The following is a 12418-nucleotide window of genomic DNA, read 5'->3' as shown; positions in this document are numbered from 1 at the left end:
ATTTTGCGGACTTGTTTCATAGGCTAAAATTAAGATTATTTCTTAACTTAATGTGATGGCTAAGTTAGCATGTCCACATTGTATACATAATTCAGAGTGAAATTACTTTTAAATATTATGTTGGTCAAACGGACCATCTTACAAATAGATTATACCGGCATAATTCTGGATTTAGTTTGTCTACAAAATCTGGGAAACCATGGTGTTTGATTTATGAAGTTGAACTTCCAACACGATCAGAGGCAATGATTTTAGAGCATAAAATAAAAAAAAGAGGAGCGAAAAGATACTTGGTAGATGTAGGTTTCTTTAAATAAATAGTTAGTGGCTCGGATATAGCGTCCCGCAATGGCGGGAAGACCGCAGGTTCGAATCCTGCCACCCCGACAAAAATCCATTCTGTCTCAACTAGAATGGATTTTTTTATTAAAGCATAACAAAAACTGATACTTCCAGTTCTTTATTCCAGCAATAATATCTTATTTTTGCACTGTTAAATCCAAAAAAAACATCACTATGTCTGATACAATCGAAAAAATTAAATGTCTTATTATAGGTTCTGGTCCAGCAGGGTATACTGCCGCTATTTATGCTGCTAGAGCAAATATGAATCCTATTTTATACCAAGGAATGCAACCGGGTGGCCAACTAACGACTACTAACGAAGTAGAAAATTGGCCTGGTAATCCTGAAGGGATAACGGGTCCGGAGATGATGGTAGGATTGCAAGCACAAGCGCAACGTTTTGGTACGGATGTACGTGATGGTTGGGCTACAAAAGTAGATTTTTCAGGAGATATTCATAAAGTTTGGATCAATGATACAATAGAATTGCATTGCGAAACAGTAATTATTTCTACCGGGGCAACCGCTAAATATTTAGGCATGCCATCTGAACAACACTATTTAAAGATGGGTGGCGGAGTTTCGGCATGTGCCGTCTGTGATGGATTTTTCTATAGAAATCAAGAAGTAGTAATCGTGGGTGCAGGAGATTCAGCTTGCGAGGAAGCACACTATTTATCTAAACTTTGTAAAAAAGTAACCATGTTGGTGCGAAGCGAAAAATTCAGAGCATCGAAAATCATGGAAGAGCGCGTTCGCAAAACAGAGAATATCACCATATTGATGAATCATGATACTGTTGAAGTGTTAGGAGATGAGCAGGTTGTTACCGGAGTAAAAGCTTTAAATAAAACAACTAATGAAGTTTTTGATATTCCTGCCACTGGTTTCTTCGTAGCTATTGGTCACAAACCAAATACAGATATCTTCAAAGATTTCATTTCATTAGATGAAACGGGTTATATTATCAACACTCCCGGAACTTCAAAAACGAATGTGGAAGGCGTTTTTGTGGCAGGTGATGCCGCGGATCATGTGTATCGTCAAGCAATAACTGCAGCCGGAACAGGTTGTATGGCCGCTCTTGATGCCGAAAGATATTTGGCCGCTAAATAATCATAGTTAGGAAAGTTAATATTGAAAAAGTCCCATTTGCCTTAGCAAGTGGGACTTTTTGTATAACATCAATCCGGTTTTTCTCCCTCTCTTTTGGAGAGGGTTGGGGAGAGGATTATTTCAATTTTTTCGCCAATTGAGCTTCATCAGTAAATTTCCGTATTTCTATTGTTGGGCTACCCAGAAGTTGAATTTCAGATTTGCCAGCGGCATCAATAATTACCGCCGTCTCCACAAATAAACTGCAGTTGGAATAACTTTCAGTTATTATGTCCGCATTTTTTGTATTGAATTTATTTCCGGTGAATGAGGCATTGTTATCCAGTCGAATCCGCATATTTGTGGCATTTCCTTCTAGGGTTGCAGCTGATTTTTGGTACAAATCTACCTTCAAATCAATTGTGGTAACTAAGGCTTTAAGTGTTGCATTTTTGCTTAATTCGACAGTACTGTTTTCAGATTTTAAATTGAGTTCTATTTTTGATTTGTCATCTGCCTGAAGTAAGAAATCCGTTGCGTTGACATTCACGAATAATTTGGAGGCATCATAGGCTTTTAGTGTAATGGTGTTTAACAAAAGCTCCTGTATCGCATTGACGGTCGATTCATCTTTGGCGGTAATGAGGTTTAATTCATTGGTATAGGTCACTCTTACAATCATTTTTTTATAGTTAACAGCTGATTTTGTTGTATAAATACGCAAGGTGTTGTCTTTTAAATCCAAAGAAATAATACCATGTAAGTTATCATCAGCCTCAATTTTTAGGGCTGTTTTTTCTCCTCTTTCCAGATGGACTTCTAGATTGTCTTCGACCAGCAGCGCTTCAAAATTGCCGACTTCTCTTTGCTCAACAGTCACTGTTTTTGATCCTTTTATTTTTTCTTTTTTCTGAGCAAATAGCAATGTAGTTGATACAAGCAGCAGGAGTATAACAGTATATTTTTTCATGGTCATTTAAATTAGTATCTACACAAATATAAAAAAATCATCCACTTGTGATGGATGATTTCTTTATATTTTAACAAAAGTATATCTTATTCTTGGCTGATGCTCCCGCCTGAACTGGTATTTTTCTGAATCGATTTTGGCTGTATGTCGTACGTGATGTTTCCTCCGCTGGATGCCTGAGCATTTAAGCTAACGATAGGATGAACGCTAATGGACGCACCGCTGGAAACATCGGCACTAACTTCATTTGCTAATAATTTATCAGCGTTGATTTCACTACCACTTGATGCAGTTGTTTTAATCTGTAGCGCTTTCCCATTAATCGTAATGGTACTTCCGCTACTGGTGTCACAAGTAATATTGTCAGATTCGATGCTTAAATCTATCGATGCTGCACTCGAAGTATTCAATCGGATGTTCTCCCCTTTCAGGGTGTTTTTGCTCGTGATAGTCGAGCCGCTTGTTGCTTCTAATTCATCAATAACAGGCATTTTTACTGTCACTTTTTTTGATTTCATGTTGATGAAAGAATTTTTATCACACGAAATAACAAGTGTTCCATTTTCTACTTTGGTAGTGATGTGTTTTTGTAAATTATCATCTGCTTGAACAATTATTTCAATTTTATCAGATTGTTCTATAACGACATCTATGGCATTGTTAACCTCTATGCTTTTGAAAGCACCTTCAACAAGCCGCTTTTCTGTGGTGATATTTCCGCTTCCTTCTATTGCATTGAAATTAATGGAGTGGTTGCACGAACCGAATAACAAGGCTGTTAAGGCAACCAGAATGAACTTTGTAATTAAGGTGATGATTTTCAACATGACTAATTCGTTTTAATGATGATCCCGTCTTTATTTATTTTCAATCCTTTATTGGTTTTGTTTGATTTTAGGGTGTCTTTCTCTACAGTAACGCCATTGTTATTTATGGTAACCGTAACATCCGTGCTATCGTCTCGAGCGGTGCTATATACATCATTATACTCGTTTTCATCAGCGGGACAATTTAAACATTTTATTTGAGAATTTTCTACTTTGTAAATGTAATTATCTGAACTGTAGTGTAAATTGAAAAATTCATCATCAGATCTGTCGTAATTTTGTACAGAGGCATCTGGTTTTAATAACGTTCCTTCAGGTACAAATACTGTTATTTCTATTTCTTGATCTCTGTATTTATTTTTTAAATCAGTAAGTAAATAGTTGTCTAAAATCAATTGATTGCCTATTATTTTATAACCGTATTTAATTTGTTCGGCTCTTCGTTTTGCCTCTGATAACGATTTTCCTCTTGCTTCTTTTTCAATCTGAATATAAGGCAGTTTCTCCTCTGTTTTTTCGATTTTAAAACTAACTTCATTCGAATAAATAATATCTGTTCCGGTAGAATCTTGTGTTACCATGAAATCATTACGGTCTTCCACATTTTTAGCAAAATAATCATTGTGTTTGAATTTAATTAAAAGGGTGTCATTTGGATTTAAATTAAGGGTTTCTTTCTTAACCACTCTCCCATCTACGGCAAATGCACTGGCCTGTTTTATTCCAATTGATATTGCTAATGCTACTGCAATTAGCCATAATGCAAACAGCGTATATTTTGCAATATTTCCAATAGACTTCATGTTTGGGGCCAATAGCTTGAACCCTAATAATGCTAAGAAGAAGAACGGGATTCCAACAGCAAAGAACATTAACAATCCAAAAGCCCATATTGGATAATCTGTAAAATTACCTGCTTCTATAAAACCTTGCCAAGGAAAATCAATAAAAATTCCGGAACCTAATGTGAAAATACCTATTAACAAAAAAAACAGTATTGTTATTCCTGTAATAATCAAAATTACACCTAAAAATTTGGCGAAAATTTTAAAAATAGTCATGATAAAGTCGCTAAAAGAACTTCCTATTTTCCCGACACCTGTTTTTATCTGGTTGCCATACTTGTCGTAATCCACATTTTTTATTTTATCAGAAACATTTTCAAATTCTTCTCTAACTTTTTTTTCAATGTTAGAAATGGTAACCGGTTCCCCGGTCATTTCCAGTTTTTCAGTGGTAGTAACCGCCTCCGGAGTTACAATCCAAAGAATGATGTAGGCGAGAATTCCAGTTCCAAATCCAGCAAAAACCAATAAGATAAGAACGATTCTGATCCACACGGCATCTACGCCAAAATAATGCCCTAATCCTGCGGCTACTCCGCCAATCATCCCTTTTTCTTTGTCGCGATATAGTTTTTTAGTTCGTCTGTTTGAGTGGTCACTAAAACTTTGAGAACCCTTCAAGTCATCTTCAATGATGTAATCTTCCGGTTGTCCCATTACGGCGATAACGGCATCTACATCTTTCAAACCAATAACGTATTTGTCTGTTTTTTGCTTGTCATTTAATAATTCCGAAACACGCATTTCAATATCCTTGATGATTTCATCATGTCCAGACGAATTGGATATAGAACGTTTTATAGCATCAAAATAGCGCGTCAATTTTTGGTATGCATCTTCATCGATGTGAAAGAACATTCCGCCTAGGTTTATATTTACAGTTTTGTTCATGACTATTGTTTTTGGTTGGTTATTAGGTTTACGGCATCGGACAATTCCGTCCAGGTACCATTCAATTCGTTTAAAAAAGTTTGTCCAATTTCGGTCAAGCCATAATATTTTCTTGGAGGTCCTGAAGTGGATTCTTCCCAACGGTAGTTGAGCAATCCATCGTTTTTTAATCGCGTCAGCAGTGGATAAATGGTTCCCTCCACGACTAATAATTTTGCGTTTTTTAATGTGTCCAATATTTCCGATGTGTAGGCTTCTTTTTCTTTTAAAACGGATAGGATGCAAAACTCGAGAACACCTTTACGCATCTGGGCTTTTGTGTTTTCAATGTTCATAATTTCTTTTTTTGATTTTAGTGTTGATTAAACGGTTCATTTTTTGATTGCCGTGCCAGTTCTCCTTTCTGGCTCGGGTGATGATTTGTCATTGCGAGGAACGAAGCAATCTCGTATTGCATGATTCTCTTTTTATTTTTTCGGAGCTTATTCCTGCTTTCCACTTTATCTTTACTTGCTTAAAGAAAGCAAGTAAAGGATGTCGTTTCAATCAGGGCTAGTTTGTTCGCTCTATGTATTACGTCTGTTCTCTTTTAATCTGACTGCTTCCTTATTTAAGGAACGGAATCGTTATTGGATATTTGTATTTTTCTCCGTTTGATGTTTTAATCGAGGCATAAATAATCAAGAAGAATTCAGCCACTTTCAAAAGTCCGAAAATCAGAACGCAAATTAATCCAACCGTTAATAGTGCAATGTTGTCTTCAAGGTTGAAATTCGAAAGTGTAATGTCGTTATGATGTATCAATGATTCGAAAGAAACATTTTTGAAAGCCGAAATAAGAAATGAAGGAATTGCAATCATAATCAGCACCAAAGAGTAGATCAATAAACTCAATTGAAAATTCAACACTTGTTTTCCGTGGTGATCCACAAATTCAGATTCCTCTTTCTTGGTTGTCCAAAGAATTATTGGAAAAATATAATTTCCAAAAGGAATGAAATACTGCGTTAAAGTACTTAAATGCGTAAATGTCGCGATGTTTTTTTCAGTTGTTGTTTCCATGATTAAAAGTATATAGTAATTTCTTATGCAAATATATATCTAAAAGATAGTATCTTGTTACGCATAGTACCAAAAATTAACACAACATTAACAAACAATTTTTATATGTACGCATAGTATTTTTTTGTAATTTAGCAAAAAACCTAGCGGTAATAAACGCGCCTAAATTCAAAATCCAAAGAATAATACAGAATGGCGACACTCTATTCCCATAAAAACAAACAGTAGCTACCTATGAAACTTACAGCCTCTAAACTTAATAAATTTTTGTTTTTCAAATTACCCTCGGCATTTATCTGTGGCGTACGCGTAAAAACCATAGACGAGAACCAATGTATAGTTTCTGTAAAACACCGTTGGATAAACCAAAATCCATTTAACTCGATGTATTTTGCCGTGCAAGCCATGGCTGCAGAGCTTGCCACGGGTGCTTTAGTAATGTTTCAAATTCAAAAAAGCGGCAAAAAAATCTCGATGCTTGTTGCGAATAACAAAGGAAATTTTACCAAGAAAGCTACTGGTAGAATCACTTTTACCTGTAATGACGGCCATTTAATAGAAAAGGCGATTCAAGAAACCATTGCTACAGGAGACGGACAAACGTTTTGGATGAAATCCATTGGAACCGATGAAAAAGGAATTCAAGTATCCGAAATGGATTTTGAATGGAGTGTGAGGGCCAAATAAATAAATCTTTTTTAAACACTTATTCACAATCGAATCTCTTTCGTGAAGTGACCATTAAGCAGAATTAGAATTTTTGGTTTAAATAGGTTACTTTTTTTGTGAAATTAGAGTACTGTTTTTTGGCTTTATCTAATAGTTCAAAACCCAGAATAAATTTGAACCCCGGAATGTGTATTTAGCTTTTGATCTGAATGAATTGAATACCCGTAGGCGTTTTAATGCGGGCGTTTATGAAATTAGATAGGTACCCCGCTTTTAATTGTATATCAGCGCTATCAAGATTAATAATACAATCTAAAATCGAGTAGCTGACAAAGGGCAAAGTGCTTTTCATGTAATTCGGTAACAATATCTACAACATTATCTTGCTCTTCAAATAAGCTAAAAAAAGCTTTGTCTATGGCACAGCTTGTTAATGTATTAGATGGTGCTCCATACCCGGAAACGGCACGTGCTCCGGTGATATCTAAAAAGTATTGTGCTTCTTCCGGACTTAAGTCCAATACCTTTGCATTTGCAAAATGTAAAATTTTTCCTTTCATTTTTCCTTCAAAAAGCTCTGCAATTTCCTCTAAACTATAGTAATAGTCATTGAGACAAATGGTATTTCTTTCGCCTGGCATCACTAAGTAGATTATTTCATAATTTTTAAAATTATGGTCGTCATAAAGCAATGCATTTAAGCTTTCTTCTAACCCCTCAATGGTATCACAGGTTTTGTAAATACTGGTTATACCTTGTTCAAAAGCCAATTGCTCTAAGTTTTTAATCACTTCAGTTGTGGTGGTAATTTCTGTATTAGGAACGGCTTCCAGGCAGAAAATAAAGGTATCAGAATCCATTAAATTCTGGGTGTTCGGATGGTTCATTAGTTACGAATTATTTATTGGTTCCAATAATAGTTAAAACGAGGTGCTTTAGTCTATTTTGTTTATAGCTTCTAAAAAATTTGTGATTGTTATTTGCTCAATGTTGTGGGCACAGTTTACAAAACTGCTTTCGATAGCGGATTTTCAATCCGTACCCGTAAATAATATCAAAATAATTCTAATAAAACCACTTCTAATTCACTCTCTAAACTGGCATAATTTCTTGCTGAATCATTCTCTTTTTGGGCTCGGATTGCAAATCCGCCCTATCGTTGTCCGAAAATTAAATATCCGAGTGATTAGGATTAAAAAGTATTCTCATTACATTATTTAAGTTAATGATAAGCTACCGTTTAGAGTTATTTTATCAGCATTAATGACCCCATAGTTTCTATACCATCAAACAAATTTTGAAGTCGAATGTTTTCATTTTCTGCATGCTGGTTGTTGTCATGGTTCGCTATTGGAACGGAAATGGTGTTTGTTTTTAGATATTTTTCAAATAAATATAACGGTAGACTTCCTCCCATAGTTGGTTGCAGTACAACTTGGTCTTTTGTTGTGGCTTCAACTGCAGAAATCACCTTTTTGACAATTGCTAAGTCCATGGAGGTGCGTTGCGCATTTATTCCATTTTTATCACGGATGACTTTTATAATTTTAGGGTACAAATTTCTTTCTTCATCTGTAGGTTCGTTGCTTGTGACGAAGTAGCCTTGTTTTATTATATGATCAATTACTTTTTGTTGTTGTCTTTCCCAGTCGTTCCCTAATACTAACCTCAGGTCTATAACAGCGGTAGCAGTAGTTGGAATTTGATTTGAGGCCATTTTGCCTACGTTACCACTTTGCATACCATTTATGTTTAAAGAGGGCAGGTTGATCGATTCGCTTAATGTTTTATCTCGCATTTCAGCACTATTTATACCAAGCTCAGTTTTCATCTGTTCGTCAACAGAAGGAACTGTCAATAATGCTTTATTCTCTGATAGTGTTAATGGTATTACATCATCATAAAACCCCTTTATCGTCACGCGACCATTGTTATCTTTCATTGATGCTAACAGCTGTGCTAGCATCATCGCTGGGTTTGGAGCCCAATTACCATAATGTCCGCTATGTAATGGCCTTTTTGAGGCATATACCGTAAAGTAAAGGTTTGTATCTCCTCTAACACCAAAATAAATTTGCTTTTTCCCAGACTGATGTACCGGTCCGTCGCATATTATCCATAAATCGGATTGTAAAAGGGCTTCGTTCTCTTGTAGGATTTCATCTAGGTGTGTTGAGCCCTTTTCCTCTTCTCCTTCAAAAAAGAATTTAAGATTGTAACTCGGTTTTAAGCCGCTTTTATTAATGGCGTCGTAAGCATTTATAATAGCATCAACTCCTGCTTTGTCATCGGAAGCACTTCTGGCATATATTCTCCATTCGTTATTGTATTTTCCATCTAAAGGGAAAGGAATGTTACTGCCGTTTTTATCAATAGCTGCCGTATATAACTTTGGGATAAAAGGACTCAGATTTTGATTCCATTGTTCAGGATTTACAGGTTGGCCGTCGTAATGGGCATAGAAAATCAAAGTTGTCTTTGCACCCGGTATAAGAACTTCACCGTAAACGGCTGGCGGAATATTTTTAGTTTTTCCATGTAATAACTGCACATTTTTGATACCTTTTCGATTCATCATTGACATGATGAAATCAGCATTTTCACGAAGGCTTAATGGCTCTGATGCTACGTTAGGGATACTTAAAAATTCTGAGAATTCAGTAATAATTTCGTTTGCGTTCTTTTGTGTGTATTTTTTTATTTTTAAACTTTCTACTGATTGTGCGTTAACTAGTTGTATAGTCAAAATCAAGAGTGGAATAATTAGATTAAGCTTTGTCATATAAAATAGGATTAGTTAAGTATTTAGAATATTAATTTTGCGGGCGGCTGCTACCAAATATATATAAATTTTTCCTGCTTTTGGGTCCCTATAACCAGGATAGGCGGATTTTTAATCCGTGCCCGTAAATAATATCATAATAATTCTAATAAAACCACTTCTAATTCACTCTCTAAACTAGTATAATTTCTTGCTGAATCATTCTCTTTATGGGCTCGGATTGCAAATCCGTCCGAAGGGTCTGGATTCTCCCGTAATAAGGGGATGGGATGGACTGTGTAAAACGAGTTTCATTGTTAGTGCCACGCCACATAACTCTAACTGTTGAAAGAAGAACTAATTTATTTCATTTATTCTCGTTTTTAGCAACATCTTGTTCCAACTTGAATTGGTGGACATTTCACACTTCCGTAACTACAATATACGCAACAATCTCCTTCTAATGGTCGCAATATTGTTTTACAATTTTTACACTCGTAGAAAAATTCACAAGCATTTGTCGGCATCATTTCGTCTTTTTTGTATCCACATTTCGGACATATGATTGTCGATTTCAATTCAACAGTTTTTCCTTCATATATTCCACAAGTTTTACAATTTACGTATATTTTATTTTGATAATAATTTCCAATTGTTGCGATAAAAAGTCCAAACATTCCTGCATACATTAAATAAGTTGAATTTTCAGATTTACTCAAATAATATCCGGAAAATATAATTATTCCGCTCGAAATTGCAATTAATAATGGATAGAAGTATTTATGTTTTCTATACGAAATATATATTCCGATAATTGAAATCAAAACCATTATTTGAAAAATCCACATTGTCCAACCTCCGAATAATTCTAAACTTCCAAGCCCAAGTGCTGATGCTCCAAATGCAAAAAGAGGAAAACAACAAGGTGAGAAAATTGCAGTTAGAAAAAGTCCAAATGTTCCAAGTTTGTCAATATTATTTATAAGTTTAAATTTCATTTTTTTTATTTTCTTTTTTGACTTTTCTTTCGGTTTCTCTTTCGCGCAAGTCTTAGTGCCAAGGTCAGTTGTTTTTCCGATGGGTCTGGATAAAAACCTCCAAGCGAACTGTATTTTTGTAGTCACTGAGTGAATATAAGTAAGTCGAAAGTTTAAAAGTCGTAAAGTCAAAAGAATTAACTTTAAGTAAAACAGCTTTAAATCAGATTTTTACATGATTTTATCCTGATTTTAAAATACGACATTATACCATAGTTATTACTTATGTGATTTAAACTACACTAAAAATTCTTTTTTTTAAAACGGACTGTTTATTCATGAAATAAAATAAGTCACACAAAGTATTAAAAAATAACGACCAGCCCATTCTATATTATTTCAACAAACATCTTATGTTGTTATAGCTTTATACTTTGTAGCGATTTTTTGTTATTTGCTTAATGTTGTGGGCACAGTTTACAAAACTGCGCTAACTATTGTGGCATATCAGCGCTATCGGGTGCACGGATTGCAAATCCGCCCTATCGTTGTCCGAAAATTAAATATCCGAGGGATTAATATAATCGTTGTCCGAAAAAATCAGATGTCCGAGCGATCGGGTCCAATTTTCACGCTTTGTTCTAGTACTAAAGCGGGTTTGGGCTTAAATTGCTTATTTAAAATATTTTTAATTACAGAATAGGAATTCCTATCCAATGCATAATAAGCATTATTACAACAGTTATTCCAAAACTGCACAAAGTTAGAATACGCCAATAAACAGACCTTCCATTCCCAAATCTCCAAATTCGTTCACCAGTTTCTTCTCTTTGTGATTTCATAGTTAATTTCCACAATATATATGTTGAAATAATAATAATAAAAATAGCAATTAACCAAAACTTTATCATAATTTATATTTTTTAAAACGTCATTAAATTCTCTCGAATTTCTTAAAATTACCGCCAACTGCTTTGTAAACTTTCTGCGGAAACAACTGCTTATTTTCAAATCGAAATTACCTGCGTAATTTCGGCATAACTAGCCAGTAACGTTTTGCTGCTTTGAGATGGTGGGGAATTCGTAACCTTTCAACTTTCTGCTTTGCAGAAAAGTTGATGCGAAACGGTAATTCCACTAAAACCCCACTATATCAAAACAGCTGTTGGCAGAAAAGTTCTAGTTTATTCATGTTTTTTTGCGCAATATTTACCGCTTTCTGCTTTCAGTTTTAGTTTTTACTTTTCTAATAGATTTATGCTATAAATAATTTTCTCATTTCTGTAAACTTGCATATCAGTTGAACTTTTTCGCTTTATCAGACTGTCTCCAATATTCAGTTCAACGTTATGTTTTGGAAAATAATTTATCATTTCATTTCCATTAGCTAGTTTAAGTTTTGGCGTCATATGATTACTTTTGTCAACATATTTTCCGATTACGCTTGTTTTAAATTCTTCATTTAAAATTTTGTCTCTTCTTGAGTTTTCAAAATATCCAAAGTGATTTAAGAGAAACATTAAAATCACAATAAATAATAACATTGTTCCAATGATTATTTTATCTTTTCCATTAAGTATTTCGTCAATTCCTCTTGCGCCAACCATATTTTTTTTAATTTATTTCTGCAATGCAACCCGATTTGAGAATACTTTTTTAAAATTTTGATTTTCAATTCAGTTCTTTAGTCGGAGTTTTTTCGTCAACGGCTTGCTACTAACTTGTATACACTCGCTATAAAATAGCGTCGATACACCCAAAATCAGGTAGATTGTCGCTATTGCTTGTCTTTTTTTATATTCTTTCAAATATATTAAAATTTTCTTACAGTTTTTATACAAAAAAACAAACGTTATAGTTAGTGCGGTTTGCGTGAGGGAGGGAAGCGGCATCCTTTATTTTCTTTCTTTAAGAAAATAAAGATACAGCGTACCGCCCGACCCAAAGTGGCGAGGAGGAACGACTAAGCTGGTGCA

General features: G+C 34.7%; 12 protein-coding genes and 1 pseudogene. 3 read left to right on the top strand and 10 right to left on the bottom strand.

Annotated features, from left to right (window positions below):
- Nucleotides 1–77 precede the first annotated feature (77 nt).
- Nucleotides 78–317, top strand: a complete 240-nt coding sequence (locus EKL98_RS14640; protein ID WP_126562986.1) for a GIY-YIG nuclease family protein — start codon at nt 78–80, stop codon at nt 315–317.
- Nucleotides 318–516: 199 nt separating this feature from the next.
- Entirely contained in the window at nt 517–1461 is a 945-nt protein-coding gene (gene trxB, locus EKL98_RS14635; protein WP_126456237.1) for a thioredoxin-disulfide reductase, read from the top strand.
- A 115-nt stretch (nt 1462–1576) separates the two neighbouring features.
- Here trxB and EKL98_RS14630 read toward each other — a convergent pair whose 3' ends face one another.
- The 5 genes from EKL98_RS14630 to EKL98_RS14610 form a co-directional block, all read right to left on the bottom strand.
- A complete protein-coding gene (locus EKL98_RS14630) occupies nt 1577–2410 on the bottom strand; it encodes a GIN domain-containing protein (RefSeq protein WP_126555406.1) in 834 nt (277 codons plus the stop codon).
- 86 nt (nt 2411–2496) lie between these two features.
- Complete coding sequence (locus tag EKL98_RS14625; RefSeq protein ID WP_126456241.1) at nt 2497–3237, bottom strand: head GIN domain-containing protein; 741 nt, start codon at nt 3235–3237, stop codon at nt 2497–2499.
- A gap of 2 nt (nt 3238–3239) precedes the next feature.
- Nucleotides 3240–4973, bottom strand: coding sequence for a PspC domain-containing protein (locus EKL98_RS14620; protein ID WP_126562983.1), 1734 nt, complete (start codon nt 4971–4973; stop codon nt 3240–3242).
- A gap of 2 nt (nt 4974–4975) precedes the next feature.
- Nucleotides 4976–5308 carry a PadR family transcriptional regulator gene (locus EKL98_RS14615; RefSeq protein WP_126456245.1) on the bottom strand — a complete coding sequence of 111 codons (333 nt, stop codon included), beginning with the start codon at nt 5306–5308 and terminating at the stop codon, nt 4976–4978.
- 271 nt (nt 5309–5579) lie between these two features.
- Entirely contained in the window at nt 5580–6035 is a 456-nt protein-coding gene (locus tag EKL98_RS14610) for a DUF4870 domain-containing protein (protein WP_126456247.1), read from the bottom strand.
- 234 nt (nt 6036–6269) lie between these two features.
- Here EKL98_RS14610 and EKL98_RS14605 point away from each other — a divergent pair, with 234 nt between their 5' ends.
- Nucleotides 6270–6722: a DUF4442 domain-containing protein gene (locus EKL98_RS14605; protein ID WP_126461413.1), complete on the top strand. Its 453-nt coding sequence runs from the start codon at nt 6270–6272 to the stop codon at nt 6720–6722.
- A gap of 281 nt (nt 6723–7003) precedes the next feature.
- Here EKL98_RS14605 and EKL98_RS14600 read toward each other — a convergent pair whose 3' ends face one another.
- The 5 genes and pseudogenes from EKL98_RS14600 to EKL98_RS14580 form a co-directional block, all read right to left on the bottom strand.
- The gene (locus EKL98_RS14600; protein WP_126461601.1) at nt 7004–7564 is read right to left on the bottom strand and encodes a DUF6642 family protein; all 561 of its coding nucleotides are present in this window, start codon (nt 7562–7564) and stop codon (nt 7004–7006) included.
- Between the two features lie 386 nt (nt 7565–7950).
- On the bottom strand, nt 7951–9486 hold the full coding sequence (locus tag EKL98_RS14595; RefSeq protein WP_126562982.1) for a M20/M25/M40 family metallo-hydrolase: 1536 nt from the start codon (nt 9484–9486) through the stop codon (nt 7951–7953).
- 362 nt (nt 9487–9848) lie between these two features.
- The gene (locus EKL98_RS18170) at nt 9849–10067 is read right to left on the bottom strand and encodes a GDCCVxC domain-containing (seleno)protein (RefSeq protein ID WP_231507379.1); all 219 of its coding nucleotides are present in this window, start codon (nt 10065–10067) and stop codon (nt 9849–9851) included.
- 51 nt (nt 10068–10118) lie between these two features.
- Nucleotides 10119–10463 (bottom strand): annotated as a pseudogene (locus EKL98_RS18165) (MerC domain-containing protein); the annotation flags it as partial.
- Nucleotides 10464–11680: 1217 nt separating this feature from the next.
- Nucleotides 11681–12049, bottom strand: a complete 369-nt coding sequence (locus tag EKL98_RS14580; protein WP_126562981.1) for a hypothetical protein — start codon at nt 12047–12049, stop codon at nt 11681–11683.
- Nucleotides 12050–12418 lie beyond the last annotated feature (369 nt).

The organism is Flavobacterium bomense (genome assembly GCF_003970355.1).
The sequence above is the reverse complement of the archived record's forward strand: the minus strand, read 5'-3'. Positions and strand labels throughout refer to the sequence as shown.